The sequence below is a fragment of the Comamonas antarctica genome (genome assembly GCF_013363755.1).
Lineage (GTDB): Bacteria > Pseudomonadota > Gammaproteobacteria > Burkholderiales > Burkholderiaceae_C > Comamonas > Comamonas antarctica.
The window spans coordinates 2655494-2672395 of record NZ_CP054840.1 but is presented as its reverse complement, the minus strand read 5'-3'; the positions used below and the strand labels follow the sequence as shown (position 1 = coordinate 2672395).

Below are 16902 nucleotides of genomic sequence, written 5' to 3'. Positions count from 1 at the left end.
GCGGGTGGCAATCCTGGGCCAGTGTAGGGGGAGTCCGGTACGCAGCCCCCAAGGCTATGCGCAGGGCGTGGTTATCGCGCGGCCTTGCGCGCCTCGGCCAGCCAGCCGTCGAAGGTGGTCTGGTGCGCCTCGATCCAGCCCGCCACATGGCGCTCGATGTCGCCGGGCTTGTTCTCGCCCTCGAACATGCGGTTGTTCTCGGCATTGATGTCGTTGACCGGCAGCTGCATGATTTCGAACAGCTTGCCCGCGGCCGGGTTCTTCTCGGCCCATTGCTTGTTGGCCAGGATGTGCTGGCTGTTGGGCAGGAAACCGTAGTTCTTGCCGTTGGGCAGCTTGGTGTCCACGCCGCCATGGTCGCCAGGCGCCGCGCTGAAGGGCACTTCGAGCCACATCACGTCGGTGCCAGGCTTGAGCTGGGCGCTGACCCAGAACGGCGTCCAGGTGTAGTACAGCACGGGCTTGCCGGCCTTGTAGCGCGAGATGGTGTCGGCAATCAGCGCCGAATAGGTGCCTTGCTGGTGCGACACCGTGCCGCGCAGCTGGAAGGCATCGAGCTGGTGCTCGATGGCGGCTTCGCAACCCCAGCCCGGCGTGCAGCCCGTCAGGTCGGCCTTGCCGTCGCCATTGGTATCGAACAGCGTGGCCAGCTTGGGGTCCTTGAGCTGGTCGATGCTGGTGATGCCGTACTGGCTCGCGGTCTTCTTGTCGATCAGGTAGCCCTGGATGGCGCCGTCGGCAAACGTGCCCTTGCGCGTGAGCTTGGCGTCGCCGCCGGCATTCTTGTAGAAGCTTTCATGCAGCGGAATCCAGTGGTTGGCCATGAAGGTCGCATCGCCGTTGGCGATGGCCAGATGGGCCGTGGGGTACTCGACTTCCTGCACTGGCTGCACGTCGTAGCCGAGCTTTTGCAGTGCCTTGACGACGATCTGGGTCTGGAAGCTTTCCTCGGCAATCGGGCTCTTGAGCGGATAGACCTTGACGCCCTTGCCGGGCAGTTCGCTGCCGGGGGCCTGGGCCGCGGCCATCAGGCTGAAGCCCGCAAGGCAGGAGGCCAGCAGTGCGCGGCGCAGGCGGGAGGGGGTGTGCGACATATCGATTTCCTGTGTTCTGGGGAAGGGGCCCGGACATGTTGCGGTCGCGGGCAGGGCGGTCGGCCATGGCCCGCAGGCCATGGCGGGCGCCGGTCGTCAGGCGCGGGCGGCGTTGCCGGTGGGCGCGGCCGACGGCGCCGCGGGTGCGGCGGCGGCAGGCGCCGGGGCCGGGCGGGAGCGCAGGCTGCGCAGCACCCAGCCCAGCGGGCCGCGCTGCGTCCAGCCTTCGCCGCCGCGCTGGGGCTTGCCCATGGCCTGGGTGATGCGGTCCAGCGCGATGGCCAGCAGCACGATGCCCAGGCCGCCCACGGTGGCCAGGCCCATGTCGAGGCGGCCGATGCCGCGCAGCACCATCTGTCCCAGGCCGCCGACGGCAATCATCGAGGCAATCACCACCATCGACAGCGACAGCATCAGCGCCTGGTTGATGCCGGCCATGATGGACGGCATGGCCAGCGGCAGCTGCACCTTGAACAGCATCTGCAGCGGCGAGGCGCCATAAGCGCGGCTGGCTTCGATCAGGTCGGGGCGCACCTGGCGGATGCCCAGGTTGGTGAGGCGGATCAGCGGCGGCAGCGCGAACACGATGGTCACGATCACGCCCGGCACGTTGCCAATGCCGAACAGCATGACCACGGGCACCAGGTAGACGAACGCCGGCGTGGTCTGCATCGCATCCAGGAACGGACGCGTCCAGCGCTGGGCACGTTCGCTCGCGGCCAGCGCAATCCCCACCGGCAGGCCGATCAGAATGCAGAACGCCAGCGAGGTCAGCACCAGCGACAGCGTGACCATGGCCTCGGGCCAGATGCCCAGCAGCGCGACGATGGCCAGCGAGACCAGCGTGCCGATGGCGATCGCGCGGCCCGCGAACTGCCAGGCCAGCAGCACCATGACGGCAATCATGACCATCGATGGCACGCTCGTGAGCAGGCCCTCGACGCCTGTCAGCGTGGCATCGATGGGCGCGCGCACCGTCTGGAAGAAGGGCCGGAAATGCGTGACGACCCATTCGAGGCCGTGGTTGATGCTGTTCTGCACCTGGGCCGAGTCGCCCATCCAGTGCTGCACGTCGAGCATTTGCGCCAGCGTGGCCGGGGTGTCGGAAGAAGCGCCACCCAGGGCATCGTTGACCAGGCGCGGGCCGTCGAGCCAGTCGGTGTTGCCGGCTTGGACGCCGCCGCTGTTGCCCAGTGTCCAGGGGTCCATCGCGGCAACGGGATCGGCGACGCTGGCGGCGGTATCCGCGGGCACGTCGGTCAGCGGCAGGGGCATTGCGGACATGTCCATGGTGGTGGAGTCAAGCGCATCGGTGCTGACCTGGGCCAGTTGCGCGCCGGCGGCGGAGGGGGTGTTCACGGCGGTACTGCTCATGCGGCGCTCCCGGTGGTTGCGGTGACGGAGGAGGGCGGGCTTGGCGGCACGGGCGGCGTGTCGCGGTCGAGGAACTTGAGCAGCATGGTCTTGCTGACCACGCCCGCAAAGCGTCCGTCGGCCTGCACCACGGGCAGCGCGCAGGGCGCGGCCGCGACCTGGCCGAACAGGTTGGCCACGGGCGCATCCACGGCAATCGAGGGCACGTTGTCGAGATACGCATGCTGCAGCCCCAGCGTGCCGACATGGCCCTGCAGCGCGCGGCGCAGCGACTCGGCCGACACCGTGCCCAGGTAGCGCTGGCGCGGGCTCAGCACGTAGGCGAAGTCGCGGTCCGATTCCTCGATCATGCGCAGCGCCGGACGGCAGCCGCGGTCGCTGTGCTCGTTGACCACGGTGAGCGCGCGGCGCGCGATGTCGCCGGCCTTGAACACGGCCGCGGCATCGACGCCGCGGATGAAGTGGCTCACGTAGTCGTTGGCCGGGTTGCGCAGGATGTCGTCGGGCGTGCCGACCTGGATCACCTGGCCGTCCTTCATGATCGCAATGCGGTCGCCGATGCGCATGGCTTCGTCGAGGTCATGCGAGATGAAGACGATGGTGCGGCGCTTGACTTCCTGCAGGCGCAGCAGCTCGGACTGCATCTCGGTGCGGATGATGGGGTCGAGCGCCGAGAAGGCTTCGTCCATCAGCAGGATGGACGGATCGGAGGCCAGCGCCCGCGCCAGGCCGACGCGCTGCTGCATGCCGCCCGAGAGCTCGTCGGGGTAGCTCGCGCCCCAGCCGTCGAGGCCGACCTGCTCCAGCGCGGCCTGGGCCGCGGCCTGGCGTTCGGCGCGGTCGACACCGGCGAGTTCCAGGCCGAACGCCGTGTTGTCCAGCACGTTCACGTGCGGCAGCAGCGCGAATGACTGGAACACCATGGAGATGTCCTTGCGGCGCAGCGCGCGCAGTTCCCGGGGGCTCAGGCTGCCCAGGTCGGTGCCGTCCACCAGGATGCGGCCCGAGGTGGGCTCGATCAGGCGGTTGAGCATGCGCACCAGCGTGGACTTGCCCGAGCCCGACAGGCCCATGATGACGAAGATCTCGCCGGCCTGGATCTCGAAGTCGGCATCGAACACGCCGATCGACTGGCCGGTGCGCGCGAGGATCTCGGATTTGCTCATGCCCTGCTGGACCAGGTCCAGCGCGTCCTGCGGCGCATCGCCGAAGACCTTGAAGACATGTTCGATGGTGATCTGTTTGGCCACTGTTTCTCTCTCCCTCGTTGGATTGGATACAGTCCAGCGCTTTCGCGAAAAAGGCTGGCGTGCAAGGCCGAAGGCAGCACCTGATGCAAGGCCCACCAGCGACCGCGAAGGGCTGGTGCACGCCGGAAATGAGCGCAGCACATGGGCTCGGGGAGCCAGGCAAAACGCAGCAACAACGCGGTGATCGACACCTGTCTGCCGGCGATCCAGTGGTGGTGAAAACCGCCGCACTGGGCATCAGGACCACGATCGGCCCGATGACGGGGCTGCCAAGGCAACGCCGCCTGAAGTGGATCGAAACGTCAGGAAACGCATCGATTACCTGCATGGCAGGTTGTAAAGAAGCGTTGAATTGTATGAATTGAGTGTTTTTCTGTCAATAAAAGGTTTTTTTGGGCTGTGTTATCACGCGCGCGTTTTTTGCTCGGCAGTCCACGCCGGGCGTAAAAAAACCCGCGCCGCGGAGCGCGGGGCGGGTTTGCTAGGCGCTGGATGCGCAGCGTTCAGTGGCTGCGCAGGGTGTTGTTGCGCAGCAGGCGGTCGGTGAAGGCGATGGCCAGTGCGCTCAGCAGGAAGGCAATATGGATTGCCGTCTGCGCAATCAGCACCTTGGAGTCGTAGTTGGCGGCGTTGATGAAGGTCTTGAGCAGGTGGATCGAGCTGATGCCGATGATCGACAGGCCCAGCTTGACCTTGAGCACGGTGGCGTCGACATGGCTCAGCCATTCGGGCTGGTCGGGGTGGCCCTCGATGTTCAGCCGGCTGACGAAGGTCTCGTAGCCGCCGATGATCACCATGATCAACAGGTTGGAGATCATGACCACGTCGATCAGCGCCAGCACCACCAGCATGATCACGGTTTCGTTGAGGCTGGTCAGCGGCGCGTCGGGCTTGTAGCCGATGCTCGTGACCAGCGCCTGCAGCGCTTCCTGGCTGCCGAACGCGGCCTCGACCAGGTGCCACAGCTCCAGCAGGAAATGCCAGACGTAGACGCCTTGCGCCAGGATCAGGCCCAGATACAGCGGCACCTGCAACCAGCGGCTGGCAAAGATGAAGGAGGCCAGCAGGCCCATCTTGGAAGAGGCTGGGAGGCCCGGGGGATTGGGGGTGTCCATGGGTGTGGAAAAGGCAAAGGAATAGGTGCGCGATTGTATCGGTGCGGCCTGACCGGCGGTGTGGCCTGGGGTTGAACGCACAGGCTGCCATGACGGACCGGCACGGCGCCGTCCAGTCAGTGACGTGTAAGACCCGCAGGCGACAGTCGCGGCACAATGAACCGAACTGCCTAGGAGACAGAATTACCATGAGCGCTTCGCCATCCGCGATTGAATCCGTCCTCGTCGAGAACCGTGTTTTCCCCCCGCCCGCGGAATTTGCCCAAGCCGCGCGCATTTCCGGAATGCCCGCCTACCAGGCGCTGTGCGCCGAGGCCGAGGCCGACTACGAAGGCTTCTGGGCGCGGCTGGCGCGCGAGCACCTCGACTGGAACAAGCCTTTCAGCCAGACGCTCGACAGCTCGAACGCGCCGTTCTTCCAGTGGTTTGCCGATGGCGAGCTCAACGCCAGCGCCAACTGCCTCGACCGCCACATGGGCACGCCCGTCGAGCACAAGACGGCGATCATCTTCGAGGCCGATGACGGCGCGGTGACGCGCGTCAGCTACCGCGAGCTGCTCGAGCGCGTGGCCCGCTTCGCCAACGCGCTCAAGGCCCAGGGCGTGCAAAAGGGCGACCGCGTGCTGATCTACATGCCCATGACCATCGAGGGCGTGGTGGCGATGCAGGCCTGCGCGCGCATCGGCGCCACGCACAGCGTGGTGTTCGGCGGCTTCTCGGCCAAGGCCGTGCAGGAGCGCATCATCGATGCGGGCGCGGTGGTGGTCATCACCGCCAACTACCAGCTGCGCGGCGGCAAGGAGCTGCCGCTCAAGGCCATCGTCGACGACGCGCTGGCTTCGGGCGAGTGCCCCAGCGTGCGCCAGGTGCTGGTCTACGAACGCACGGCCACGGCCTGCGCCATGCAGCCCGGCCGCGACAAGACCTTTGCCGAAGTGCTCGCCGGCCAGCCCGCCGAGTGCGCGCCCGTGGCCGTGGGCGCCGAGCATCCGCTGTTCATCCTCTACACCAGCGGCTCCACGGGCAAGCCCAAGGGCGTGCAGCACAGCACCGGCGGCTACCTGCTGTGGGCCAAGCTGACCATGGACTGGACCTTCGACCTGCGCCCCGACGACGTGTTCTGGTGCACCGCCGACATCGGCTGGATCACGGGCCACACCTATGTCGCCTACGGCCCGCTGGCCGCGGGCGCGACGCAGGTGGTGTTCGAGGGCGTGCCCACCTTCCCCAATGCCGGCCGCTTCTGGCAGATGATCGAGCGCCACCGCTGCTCGATCTTCTACACCGCGCCCACCGCCATCCGCTCGCTGATCAAGGCCGCCGAAGCCGATCCCGCGGTGCATCCCGACCGCAGCGACCTGTCGAGCCTGCGCCTGCTGGGCAGCGTCGGCGAGCCGATCAACCCCGAAGCCTGGATGTGGTACCACCGCCATGTGGGCGGCGAGCGCTGCCCCATCGTCGATACCTTCTGGCAGACCGAGACCGGCGGCCATGTGATCACGCCGCTGCCGGGCGCGACGCCGCTGGTGCCGGGCTCGTGCACGCTGCCGCTGCCGGGCATCACCGCGGCCATCGTCGACGAGCTGGGCAACGACATCGCCGACGGCACGGGCGGCATCCTGGTCATCAAGCGGCCCTGGCCCAGCATGATCCGCAATATCTGGAACGATCCGGCGCGCTTCAAAAAGAGCTACTTTCCCGAGGAGCTCAAGGGCTACTACCTCGCCGGCGACGGCGCGGTGCGCAGCAGCGACCGCAGCTACTTCCGCATCACCGGCCGCATCGACGACGTGCTCAATGTCTCGGGCCACCGCATGGGCACGATGGAGATCGAGTCGGCGCTGGTTGCCAAGACCGATCTCGTGGCCGAGGCCGCCGTGGTCGGCCGGCCCGACGACGTGACCGGCGAGGCGATCTGCGCCTTCGTGGTGCTCAAGCGCGGCCGGCCCACGGGCGACGAGGCCAAGCAGATCGCCAAGGAGCTGCGCGACTGGGTGGCCAAGGAAATCGGCCCGATCGCCAAGCCCAAGGAGATCCGCTTCGGCGACAACCTGCCCAAGACCCGCAGCGGCAAGATCATGCGCCGCCTGCTGCGCGCGCTGGCCAAGGGCGAAGCCATCACGCAGGACACCAGCACGCTGGAAAATCCCGCAATTCTCGAGCAGTTGTCCGAAGCCAACTGACCGGTCGCGCGCGGACTGTAGGACGGCGCCACCGCTTGCGCTGCCGGATCGCGCGCAGGGTCCGGGCTGGGGTAAAAACGCAGGGCAGGCGGCCCAGCCCGGGACCGCGCGTTGATCGAGGAGAAGAAACAGCATGCATTTCCGAACCATCATCCTGGCCCTGATCGTGCTGGCCATTGCCGCGCTCGCGGCGCTGAACTGGCCGGCGCTCGCGGCCATCTCCGCCGTGAACCTCGGCATCACCACCGTGCAGGCGCCGCTGGGCGTGATCATGCTGGGCCTGACGCTGCTGCTGGGCATTTTCTTCGTGGCCTATGTGCTGTCGCTGCAGACCTCGGTGCTGCTCGAGACGCGCCGCCACAACAAGGAGATGCAGGCCCAGCGCGAACTCGCCGACAAGGCCGAGGCCTCGCGCTTCACCGAGCTGCGCGCCGTGCTCGAAGCCCAGCACCTGCAAGGCCAGAACGCCGTGCTCGAGCGCCTCGACACGCTGGATGCGCGTGCCCAGGCCCGCTCGAAGGAACTGGAAAACAGCAACGCCGCCTATATCGGCCAGCTCGAGCAGCAGCTGCGCGACCGGCGTGTCGAGGAGCATCGGCTCGACGATCGCCGCCTCGATGAGCACCGCATCGAAGACCGCGGCTTCGTGCCGCCCGCGCGCGAATTTCCCTGAGTCAAAAAGCGCGCCCAGCAAAAAGCCGCCCGAGGGCGGCTTTTTCATGCGCACCGGCGCAGTGCTTACTTCTGGTCGAGAACCCAGGCTGCAAGCGCCTTGGCATCGGCGTCGCTCACCGTGGCGTTGGCCGGCATCGGCAGCGGTCCCCAGACCCCGCCGCCGCCCTTGACGATCTTGGCCGCGAGCTTGTCGGCAGCATCCTTCTGGTTGGCATATTTGGCGGCCACGTCCTTGAACGAGGGGCCGACCAGCTTCTTCTCGACGGCATGGCAGGCCATGCAGTTCTTGGCCTTGGCAAGCGCCAGGTCGGCCATGGCGGGAGCCGCAGCGCCCAGGGCCAGGGCAAGAGTGATCAGGGTGCGCTTCATCGTAAACTTTCGGTCGGTGTCTTGTTCTGCGGGAAATTGTAGTGGCGCCTGCGGCGGCACGCAGATCATGGGCTTTTCCAGAGGAGTCTTCCATGTGGATGTTGCTGATTGCATTGTTGTTGACGGTTTTGCGCTTCCTCGAGGTCGGCCCGCTGGCGCAGCTGTCGTGGTGGTGGCTGCTGCTGCCCTATGGGCTCACGGTGGCCTGGTGGGGCTATGCCGATGCCTCGGGGCTGACCAAGCGCCGCGTGGTGGAGCAGGAAGAGGCCCGCCGGCAAAAGCGCATCGACCGGCAAAAGCAGGCCCTGGGCACGCAGCGGCGGCGCTGACCCCCCCGGCAGGCGGCGGCAGTGCAGGTGCGACATAATCGGGCTTCCCCACGAGCCTTACCGCAACCTATCCCGAGATCACCATGCCCGCCTACCGTTCCAAGACTTCCACTGCCGGCCGCAACATGGCTGGTGCGCGCTCCCTGTGGCGTGCCACCGGCATGAAGGACGAAGATTTCAGCAAGCCCATCATTGCCATTGCCAACTCCTTCACCCAGTTCGTGCCCGGCCACGTGCACCTGAAGGACCTGGGCCAGCTGGTGGCGCGCGAGATCGAGAAGGCGGGCGGCGTGGCCAAGGAATTCAACACCATCGCGGTGGACGACGGCATTGCGATGGGCCACGACGGCATGCTGTATTCGCTGCCCAGCCGCGACATCATTGCCGACTCGGTCGAATACATGGTGAATGCCCACTGCGCCGATGCGCTGGTGTGCATCTCCAACTGCGACAAGATCACCCCCGGCATGCTGATGGCCGCGATGCGCCTGAACATCCCGGTGATCTTCGTGTCGGGCGGCCCGATGGAGGCCGGCAAGGTGCGCCTGGCCAATCCCACCACGCACAAGATCGAGTTCAAGAAGCTCGACCTGGTCGACGCGATGGTCATGGCCGCCGACGACCAGTACACCGACGAGCAGGTCGCCGAAGTCGAACGCTCGGCCTGCCCGACCTGCGGTTCGTGCTCGGGCATGTTCACCGCCAACTCGATGAACTGCCTGACCGAAGCGCTGGGCCTGTCGCTGCCGGGCAATGGCACGGTGCTGGCCACGCACGCCGACCGCGAGCAGCTGTTCCTGCGCGCCGGCCGCACCATCGTCGAACTGGCCAAGCGCTATTACGAAGGCGACGACGAGCGCGCGCTGCCGCGCGCGGTGGGCAAGAAGGCCTTCGAGAACGCGATCACGCTGGACATCGCGATGGGCGGCTCGACAAATACCATCCTGCACCTGCTGGCCATTGCCCAGGAAGCCGAGATCGACTTCGGCATGGCCGACATCGACCGCATGTCGCGCACCGTGCCGCAGCTGTGCAAGGTCGCGCCCAACACCAACAAGTACCACATCGAGGACGTGCACCGCGCGGGCGGCATCATGGCCATCCTGGGCGAGCTCGACCGCGCCGGCCGCCTGCACACCGACGTGCCTACGGTCTATGGCGCTTCGCTCCAGGAAGCCCTGGACGAATGGGACATCGCGCGCGCGCCCAGCGAAGCCGTGCAGACCTTCTACAAGGCCGGCCCCGCGGGCATTCCGACGCAGACCGCGTTCAGCCAGGCCACGCGCTGGCCGAGCCTGGACCTCGACCGCGCCGAAGGCTGCATCCGCTCGTACGAGCATGCGTTCTCCAAGGAAGGCGGCCTGGCCGTGCTCACGGGCAACATCGCCCTCGACGGCTGCGTGGTCAAGACCGCGGGGGTCGACGATTCGCTGCTGGTGTTCGAAGGCCGCGCGCATGTGACCGAATCGCAGGACGAAGCCGTCGAGAACATCCTGGCCGACAAGGTCGTCGCCGGCGACATCGTTATCGTGCGCTACGAAGGTCCCAAGGGCGGCCCGGGCATGCAGGAAATGCTCTACCCGACCAGCTACATCAAGTCCAAGGGCCTGGGCAAGGCCTGCGCGCTGCTGACCGACGGCCGCTTCTCGGGCGGCACCTCGGGCCTGTCCATCGGCCACTGCTCGCCCGAAGCCGCGGCCGGCGGCGCGATCGGCCTGGTGCAGGACGGCGACCGCATCCTGATCGACATCCCGAACCGCGCGATCAACGTGCTCGTCAGCGACGAGGAACTCGCGCGCCGCCGCGAAGCCCAGAACGCCAAGGGCTGGAAACCCGCCAAACCGCGCCCACGCAAGGTCTCGGCCGCGCTCAAGGCGTATGCCAAGCTGGTGATGTCGGCGGACAAGGGCGCGGTGCGCGATCTGTCGCTGCTGGATTGAGCTGTTTTTCGCGTCTAAGCGGCGCCAAAACGTGGCTTGTCCCTCACGGGGGGCACCGAGCAAGGGCCGCCCCGCAGCGATGGTGCCGTCCCCCTCCACCGAAGGATGAGAGGGGGAAGCGGCGAAGCCGCTCAGGGGGTGCTATTCATACTGCACAATCAGCGGATGCTGACCTATCCCCATATCGATCCCGTCGCGCTGCAGCTCGGCCCCATTGCCGTGCACTGGTACGGACTCACCTATCTGGCCGCGTTCGGCCTGTTCCTGTTCCTGGGCACGCGGCGCCTGCGCCATCCGCCGTTCTCGCGGCTCACGGGCGAGCAGGCCTGGACGCGCAAGGATGTCGAGGACATCCTGTTCCTGGGCGTGGTCGGCGTCGTGGTCGGCGGCCGGCTGGGCTACTGCCTGTTCTACAAGCCCGGCTATTACCTGTCGCATCCGCTCGAGATCTTTGCCGTCTGGCAGGGCGGCATGGCTTTCCATGGCGGGCTGCTGGGCGTGATTTGCGCGATGCTGTGGTTTGCGCATTCGCGCCGCCGCTCCTGGCTGCAGGTCGCGGACTTCGTTGCCCCGTGCGTGCCCACAGGCCTCGCGGCCGGGCGCATCGGCAACTTCATCAACGGCGAGCTCTGGGGCCGCTTTTCGAGCCCGGACCTGCCCTGGGGCATGGTGTTCCCGCAAAGCGGCTCGATGCTGCCGCGCCACCCCTCGCAGATCTACCAGTTCCTGCTCGAAGGCCTGCTGCTGTTCGTGCTGCTGTGGCTCTATGCGCGCAAGGAGCACCGCCAGGGCCAGGTCGCGGCGGCCTTCCTGTTCGGCTATGGCCTGCTGCGCTTCATCGCTGAGTACTTCCGCGAGCCCGATGACTACCTGGGCCTGCTGTCGATGGGCCTGAGCATGGGCCAGTGGCTGTGCCTGCCGATGATGGCCGCCGGCGTGGCCATGTGGGTCTGGGCCGGGCGCCAGCCGCAGCGCAGCATCGCCTGAGGTCGCGCGCGCGACAGCGCGCGCGCTGCCCGCGGGCAGGAGGTCGGGGCAGGGCAACCCATAATGGCGCCAGGGCCATGAGGATGCGATCCTGTGGTTATCTGTCATAAGGACCTGCTGCATGAATCTCGCATCGGAATGGATTGCGCGCGGGGTGTCTAAGCTGCGCACCTCGGAGCCGGCCACGGCCGCATCCGAGGACCCCAAGCCCGCGCCCAAGGCGGCGCCCGTGCGTTCCACGCATGAACGGCTCAAGGCCACGCTGCGCCGCGGCGCGGAGGTGCTGCCGCCGCGTGTGCTGCGCCGGCTGATGGAGGACCTGCAGGCGGCTTCCGCCGAGCAGGTCAGCGAAGTCGAGGGCGGGCGCCGTGCCCGGGATGTGATCGACTGGTACGCCAGCGCGGCGCCCGAGGCGCGCCAGGACCTGTGGCTGCTGATCTGCGAGCAGTTCGGCCCCGATGCCGAGCGCTTGCAGCGCGCGCGCCAGCACTATGACGAAGCCGATTCCGAAGTCGAGCGCAGCCAGGCCGAGATCGCGCTGCGCCGCGCGCTGACCTCGGCGCGCACGCGGCTGCTGCAGCGCTTCGCGGTGCCCTCAGGCGGCATGCGCTTCCTGCTCGACCTGCGCGCCGAACTGCTGGAGTTGCCCAAGTCGGACCGGCGCTTTGCGGCGCTCGATGCCGAGCTGGAGCATCTGTTTTCGACCTGGTTCGACGTCGCCTTCCTCGAACTGCAGCGGCTGAGCTGGGACTCGCCGGCCTCTCTGCTGGAGAAGCTGATCCAGTATGAGGCGGTGCATGACATCCGCAGCTGGACCGACCTGAAGAACCGGCTCGACAGCGACCGCCGCTGCTACGGCTTCTTCCACCCGCGGCTGCCGGGCGAGCCGCTGATCTTCGTCGAGGTGGCGCTGGTCGATGATCTGTCCGACAGCATCACGCCGCTGCTCGACGAGAACGCCGCCACCGCCGACATCAGCCGCGCCAGCACCGCCATCTTCTACTCGATCAGCAACACCCAGGCCGGGCTGCGCGGCGTGAGCTTCGGCGATTCGCTGATCAAGCATGTCGCGCAGACGCTCAGCGCCGAGTTCCCGCGGCTGCGCACCTTTGCCACGCTCTCGCCGATTCCGGGCTTCCGCTCCTGGCTGGCCAAGAACGGCACGCCGCTGCTCGCAAAGATGAGCGACAAGCCGCGCGGCGAACTCGCGCGCGCGCTGGGACTGGCGCCACAGGCCACGCTCGATGCGGCCATCCTGCTCGAAGCCGCCGAGAAGGCCGCGCAGCTGCCCCAGCAGTCGCCGGTGCGCCGCGCGCTGCTGTGGTGCGCCGCGCATTACCTGGGCAAGGAAAGCCACAACGGCCGGCCGCTCGATCCGGTGGCGCGCTTTCACCTGGGCAATGGCGCGCGCGTCGAGCGCCTGAACTGGGGCGGCGATCCGTCGGCCAAGGGCGCCAGGCAGTCCTTCGGGCTGATGGTCAACTATCTCTACGACCTGAAGAAGATCGACAAGCACCGCAGCCTGCTGGCGCAGGGCCGGCTGCCGGTCTCGCGCGACATAGAAACGCTTCTCAAGGGGTGATTTCTGCGCGCGCTGAACAACAACCACCAAAGGAGACAAGCGATGCCGGATATCTCTATGCAGCGCCGCGATGCGCTGCGCGCCGCGGCCGCGGCCATGGTCGCGCTCACGGGCCGCAGCTGGGCGCAGGGGTCGGGTTGGCCGACCAAGCCGGTCAACATGGTCGTGCCCTTTCCCGCGGGCGGCGGCACCGATGCGTTTGCGCGGCCGCTGGCGGCGCAGTTCGCCAAGAGCACCGGCAAGACGCTGGTCATCGACAACCGCGGCGGCGCGGGCGGCACCGTGGGCGCGAGCTATGCGGCCAAGGCGCACGCCGACGGCTACAACTATTTCATGGGCGGCACCCACCATGTGATCGCGCCCTCGGTCTATGCCCGGCTCGACTATGACCTCGAACGCGACTTCGTGCCGCTGGCGCTGCTGGCCAGCGTGCCGCAGGTGATCGTGGTCAATCCGCGCACCGTCGGCGCCAAGACCATCCAGGACCTGATTGCCGAGCTGCGGCGCAAACCCGGCAGCTTCAACTATGCCTCGGCCGGGGCGGGCACTTCGCACCATCTCGCGGGCGAGCTGTTCAAGCTGCAGACCAATACCTTCATCACGCACATTCCCTACCGCGGCGCGGGTCCGGCCTTGCAGGACCTGATCGCCGGCAATGTCGACATGATGTTCGACGGCCTGGGCTCGTCGGCGGCGCACATCAAGGGCGGGCGCATCAAGGCGCTGATGGTCTCCGGCGCCAAGCGCAACCCCTCGCTGCCCGACGTGCCCTGCGCGGCCGAGGTCGGCCTGCCCGAGTACAACATCACCACCTGGTACGGCCTGTGGGCGCCGAAGAACACGCCCGTCGAGCAGCAGAACCAGATGATCGAGGAGCTGCGCCGGCTGGGCCAGACCAGCGAGATCAAGGCCATCTGGGCGCAAAACGGCGCCGACTACGGCAGCCTGACCAAGGAGCAGTTCGCGGCCATGGTGTCGGGCGAGATCAAGCGCTGGGCCCAGGTGGTCAAGGCCTCGGGAGCAAAGGTGGAGTGAAGGCATGTCGGGTGAAGTGAAGGTGGTGCCGCCGGATGCGGCAGGCATCGTGCGCGTGCAGCTGTGCCATGCAGGCAAGCGCAATGCGATGTCGGTGCAGATGTGGCGCGAGCTGCGCGCGGCGTTTGCGGTGTTCCAGACCGATGCGCAGCTGCGCTGCGTGCTGGTCGAGGGCGGCAGCGACGGCGGCGAAGCCGCGTTCTGCGCGGGTGGCGACATCTCCGAATACCCGGGCTTTCGCTTCGATGCGGCGGCGCTGCGCGACTTCCATGAAAACGCGGTCTGGGGCGGGCTGTCGGCCATGCTGGACTGCGACGTGCCCATCGTCGCCGCCATCTCCGGCGCCTGCATGGGCGCGGGCGTGGAGATCGCGGCCTGCGCCGACCTGCGCGTGGCGGCGCAGTCGGCGCGCTTTGGCGCACCCATCGCGCGCCTCGGATTTCCCATGGCGCCGCGCGAAGCCGCGCTGGTCGCGACGGCCGTGGGCGCGCTTACCGCGCGGCAGATGCTGCTGGAAGCAGCGACCTTCAGCGCCGCCGAGATGGCCGCGCGCGGCTTCATCGGCAGCGTGGTCGAAGACGGCGCCGTGACCGCCGCCGCCGAAGCCAGTGCCCGGCGCATTGCCGCGCTCGCGCCGCAGGCCGCGCGGCACAATAAGCAGATCCTGCGCGCGCTGCTGGCCGCACCGCTGGGCGCGGCGCAAGCCATGGCGGCGCAAGGCGTGCACGGCATGCCCGGCAGCGACGTGTATGGCTACGCCGATGGCGCCGAACACCGCGAAGGCATTGCCGCCTTCCTGGGCAAGCGCACCCCGAATTTTTGAACGTTGACGAACCTTTTGCGGGATTTCCATGCTTTCTGACGACAACCTGTTTGCTGCGCTGCGCGCCGCCTTTCCCGCTGACCTCGACGCCACCGCCATCGAAGCCATTGGCGCAGACGGCCAAAGCCTGTTCTACAGCTGGCGCGACCTGGACCAGGCCAGCGCGCGCATCGCCAACCTGCTCGCGGCGCTGAACCTGCCGGCGCGCAGCCGCATCGCGGTCCAGGTCGAGAAGTCGGTCGAAGCCCTGCTGCTGTACCTCGCCACGCTGCGCGCCGGCCATGTGTTCCTGCCGCTCAACACCGCCTACCAGAGCGCCGAGATCGAGTACTTCATTGCCAATGCCGAACCCGCGGTGGTGGTCTGCGCGCCGGCCAACTTCGGCTGGGTCTCGAAGATCGCCTTCCAGGCCGGCACGCAGTCGGTGTTCACGCTCGGCGACGACCGCAGCGGCAGCCTGCTCGAGCGCGCCGCGCACTGCAGCGACCAGCATGAGCCCGTGGCCAGCGGCAAGGACGAGCTCGCGGCGATTCTCTACACCAGCGGCACCACGGGCCGCAGCAAGGGCGCGATGCTCAGCCAGGGCAACCTGCTGTCGAACGCGCGCGTGCTCAAGGACTACTGGGGCTGGCAGAAGGACGACGTGCTGATCCACGCGCTGCCGATCTTCCATGTGCACGGGCTGTTCGTCGCCATCCATGGCGCGCTGCTCAATGGCAGCAAGATGCTCTGGTTCGCGAAGTTCGACCCGGCGGCGGTGATCGGCCGCATGCGCGATGCCACCGTGTTCATGGGCGTGCCCACGCTCTACGTGCGCATGCTGGCCGACGCGCGGCTCACGCGCGAAGCCACGGCGCACATGCGGCTGTTCATCTCGGGCTCGGCGCCGATGCTGCCCGAGACCCACCAGGCCTGGCAGCAGCGCACGGGCCATACGATTCTCGAGCGCTATGGCATGAGCGAGACCATCATGCTGACATCGAATCCCTGGACCGCCGATGCGCAGCATGGCGGCCAGTCCGAGCGCCGCCCCGGCACGGTGGGCTTTGCGCTGCCGGGCGTGGACGTACGCGTGCTGACCGATGCGGGCGAGGCCGCAGCCGTCGACGAGATCGGCAACATCCAGGTGCGCGGACCCAACGTGTTTTCCGGCTACTGGCGCATGCCCGAGAAAACCGCCGAGGAGTTCACCGCCGATGGCTGGTTCAAGACCGGCGACGTCGGCCGGCTCGACGCGCGCGGCTACCTGAGCATCGTCGGGCGCAGCAAGGACCTGATCATTTCGGGCGGCTACAACGTCTACCCCGCGGAAATCGAAAGCTTCATCAACGACCTGCCCGGAGTTGCCGAGAGCGCGCTGGTGGGCGTGCCGCATCCGGACTTTGGCGAAGTCGGCGTGGCGGTTGTGGTGGCCAAGCCCGGTGCCCGGATCGAGGCCCAGCCGCTGGTGGATGCGCTCAAGGGCCAGCTGGCGAACTTCAAGATCCCCAAGCGCTGCTTCGTGGTCGACGAACTGCCGCGCAACACCATGGGCAAGGTGCAGAAGAACCTGCTGCGTGCGCAGTACCAGGAACTGTTCAAGGCTTGACGACGGCCGGCACCGGCCGCCAGGGCCGGTGCGTTCAGCGCAGCACGAGGACCGGAACGGTCGAATGCGTCAGCACATGCTGGGTTTCGCTGCCCAGCAGCAGGCGCTTGAGGCCCTTGCGGCCGTGCGAGGCCATCACGATCAGGTCGCAATCGTGTTCCTTGGCGACGTCAATGAGCGTCTCCGCGACCAGATCCGACTTCATCACGCTGGTTTTGACCGTGACGCCACGCGCTGCGCCGGTCGCTGCGATGTCGGCAAGCTGCTGTTGTGCGCTGTGCACCCACTGGTCCTCGATGCGCTTCACATCGTCGAGGCTGGTGTAGTCACCGCCCTCGAGATAGCTGCGCGAATAGAGCGGCACGACCTTGACGACGATCACGCCGGCCTTGCACAGCGCCGCGAGTGAGAGCCCACTTTCAATCGCCTGGTCGGACAGCGGGGAACCATCGGTTGCAATGAGAATGCGTCGGTACATACGGCCTCCTGGAATGAAACTTGGATGGATCGCAGGGTAAGCTTATCTGGGTTTTCGCAATTGATGAAGATCAATACGCG

Annotated in this window: 15 protein-coding genes; 9 read left to right on the top strand and 6 right to left on the bottom strand. The window is 67.3% G+C overall.

The annotated features are described in order from the left end of the window. Positions 1-71: 71 nt before the first annotated feature. The 4 genes from proX to HUK68_RS12360 all read right to left on the bottom strand — a co-directional run bounded on the left by proX (position 72) and on the right by HUK68_RS12360 (position 4833). Positions 72-1094, bottom strand: a complete 1023-nt coding sequence (gene proX / locus HUK68_RS12375; protein ID WP_175504428.1) for a glycine betaine/L-proline ABC transporter substrate-binding protein ProX — start codon at positions 1092-1094, stop codon at positions 72-74. Positions 1095-1190: 96 nt separating this feature from the next. Further along, complete coding sequence (gene proW / locus HUK68_RS12370; RefSeq protein WP_434082467.1) at positions 1191-2384, bottom strand: glycine betaine/L-proline ABC transporter permease ProW; 1194 nt, start codon at positions 2382-2384, stop codon at positions 1191-1193. 80 nt (positions 2385-2464) lie between these two features. Continuing rightward, a complete protein-coding gene (gene proV, locus HUK68_RS12365; protein WP_175504426.1) occupies positions 2465-3718 on the bottom strand; it encodes a glycine betaine/L-proline ABC transporter ATP-binding protein ProV in 1254 nt (417 codons plus the stop codon). 503 nt (positions 3719-4221) lie between these two features. After that, positions 4222-4833, bottom strand: coding sequence for a TIGR00645 family protein (locus HUK68_RS12360; RefSeq protein ID WP_175504425.1), 612 nt, complete (start codon positions 4831-4833; stop codon positions 4222-4224). Positions 4834-5021: 188 nt separating this feature from the next. Here HUK68_RS12360 and acs point away from each other — a divergent pair, with 188 nt between their 5' ends. Beyond that, positions 5022-7016: an acetate--CoA ligase gene (acs, locus tag HUK68_RS12355; protein WP_175504424.1), complete on the top strand. Its 1995-nt coding sequence runs from the start codon at positions 5022-5024 to the stop codon at positions 7014-7016. A gap of 133 nt (positions 7017-7149) precedes the next feature. Then, the gene (locus tag HUK68_RS12350) at positions 7150-7689 is read left to right on the top strand and encodes a LapA family protein (protein ID WP_244146160.1); all 540 of its coding nucleotides are present in this window, start codon (positions 7150-7152) and stop codon (positions 7687-7689) included. A gap of 65 nt (positions 7690-7754) precedes the next feature. On the opposite strand, the gene HUK68_RS12345 is transcribed toward HUK68_RS12350, so the two are convergent. After that, positions 7755-8060 (bottom strand): c-type cytochrome, encoded by a 306-nt coding sequence (locus HUK68_RS12345; RefSeq protein WP_175504423.1) that lies wholly within the window; start codon positions 8058-8060, stop codon positions 7755-7757. A 92-nt stretch (positions 8061-8152) separates the two neighbouring features. Here HUK68_RS12345 and HUK68_RS12340 point away from each other — a divergent pair, with 92 nt between their 5' ends. The 7 genes from HUK68_RS12340 to HUK68_RS12310 all read left to right on the top strand — a co-directional run bounded on the left by HUK68_RS12340 (position 8153) and on the right by HUK68_RS12310 (position 16344). After that, on the top strand, positions 8153-8389 hold the full coding sequence (locus HUK68_RS12340) for a TIGR04438 family Trp-rich protein (protein ID WP_175504422.1): 237 nt from the start codon (positions 8153-8155) through the stop codon (positions 8387-8389). An 83-nt stretch (positions 8390-8472) separates the two neighbouring features. Continuing rightward, positions 8473-10329, top strand: coding sequence for a dihydroxy-acid dehydratase (ilvD, locus tag HUK68_RS12335; RefSeq protein ID WP_175504421.1), 1857 nt, complete (start codon positions 8473-8475; stop codon positions 10327-10329). A gap of 165 nt (positions 10330-10494) precedes the next feature. Then, positions 10495-11316 carry a prolipoprotein diacylglyceryl transferase gene (gene lgt / locus HUK68_RS12330; protein ID WP_175504420.1) on the top strand — a complete coding sequence of 274 codons (822 nt, stop codon included), beginning with the start codon at positions 10495-10497 and terminating at the stop codon, positions 11314-11316. Between the two features lie 121 nt (positions 11317-11437). Further along, positions 11438-12898, top strand: coding sequence for a malonyl-CoA decarboxylase (locus tag HUK68_RS12325; protein ID WP_175504419.1), 1461 nt, complete (start codon positions 11438-11440; stop codon positions 12896-12898). Between the two features lie 42 nt (positions 12899-12940). Further along, complete coding sequence (locus HUK68_RS12320; protein ID WP_175504418.1) at positions 12941-13933, top strand: Bug family tripartite tricarboxylate transporter substrate binding protein; 993 nt, start codon at positions 12941-12943, stop codon at positions 13931-13933. Between the two features lie 4 nt (positions 13934-13937). Beyond that, a complete protein-coding gene (locus tag HUK68_RS12315; RefSeq protein ID WP_175504417.1) occupies positions 13938-14756 on the top strand; it encodes an enoyl-CoA hydratase/isomerase family protein in 819 nt (272 codons plus the stop codon). A 28-nt stretch (positions 14757-14784) separates the two neighbouring features. Next, a complete protein-coding gene (locus HUK68_RS12310) occupies positions 14785-16344 on the top strand; it encodes a malonate--CoA ligase (RefSeq protein ID WP_175504416.1) in 1560 nt (519 codons plus the stop codon). A 34-nt stretch (positions 16345-16378) separates the two neighbouring features. Here the strand turns inward: HUK68_RS12310 and HUK68_RS12305 are convergent, their stop codons facing one another. Beyond that, positions 16379-16822 (bottom strand): universal stress protein, encoded by a 444-nt coding sequence (locus HUK68_RS12305; RefSeq protein WP_175504415.1) that lies wholly within the window; start codon positions 16820-16822, stop codon positions 16379-16381. Positions 16823-16902 lie beyond the last annotated feature (80 nt).

What these genes read in the sequence shown, in the direction of transcription:
- HUK68_RS12360 (WP_175504425.1), bottom strand. Translation starts at nt 4,833, where the DNA reads ATGGACACCCCCAATCCCCCGGGCCTCCCAGCCTCTTCCAAGATGGGC.
- proX (WP_175504428.1), bottom strand. Translation starts at nt 1,094, where the DNA reads ATGTCGCACACCCCCTCCCGCCTGCGCCGCGCACTGCTGGCCTCCTGC.
- HUK68_RS12345 (WP_175504423.1), bottom strand. Translation starts at nt 8,060, where the DNA reads ATGAAGCGCACCCTGATCACTCTTGCCCTGGCCCTGGGCGCTGCGGCT.
- HUK68_RS12315 (WP_175504417.1), top strand. Translation starts at nt 13,938, where the DNA reads ATGTCGGGTGAAGTGAAGGTGGTGCCGCCGGATGCGGCAGGCATCGTG.
- HUK68_RS12305 (WP_175504415.1), bottom strand. Translation starts at nt 16,822, where the DNA reads ATGTACCGACGCATTCTCATTGCAACCGATGGTTCCCCGCTGTCCGAC.
- proW (WP_434082467.1), bottom strand. Translation starts at nt 2,384, where the DNA reads ATGGACATGTCCGCAATGCCCCTGCCGCTGACCGACGTGCCCGCGGAT.
- HUK68_RS12340 (WP_175504422.1), top strand. Translation starts at nt 8,153, where the DNA reads ATGTGGATGTTGCTGATTGCATTGTTGTTGACGGTTTTGCGCTTCCTC.
- HUK68_RS12310 (WP_175504416.1), top strand. Translation starts at nt 14,785, where the DNA reads ATGCTTTCTGACGACAACCTGTTTGCTGCGCTGCGCGCCGCCTTTCCC.
- HUK68_RS12320 (WP_175504418.1), top strand. Translation starts at nt 12,941, where the DNA reads ATGCCGGATATCTCTATGCAGCGCCGCGATGCGCTGCGCGCCGCGGCC.
- lgt (WP_175504420.1), top strand. Translation starts at nt 10,495, where the DNA reads ATGCTGACCTATCCCCATATCGATCCCGTCGCGCTGCAGCTCGGCCCC.
- HUK68_RS12350 (WP_244146160.1), top strand. Translation starts at nt 7,150, where the DNA reads ATGCATTTCCGAACCATCATCCTGGCCCTGATCGTGCTGGCCATTGCC.
- HUK68_RS12325 (WP_175504419.1), top strand. Translation starts at nt 11,438, where the DNA reads ATGAATCTCGCATCGGAATGGATTGCGCGCGGGGTGTCTAAGCTGCGC.
- ilvD (WP_175504421.1), top strand. Translation starts at nt 8,473, where the DNA reads ATGCCCGCCTACCGTTCCAAGACTTCCACTGCCGGCCGCAACATGGCT.
- acs (WP_175504424.1), top strand. Translation starts at nt 5,022, where the DNA reads ATGAGCGCTTCGCCATCCGCGATTGAATCCGTCCTCGTCGAGAACCGT.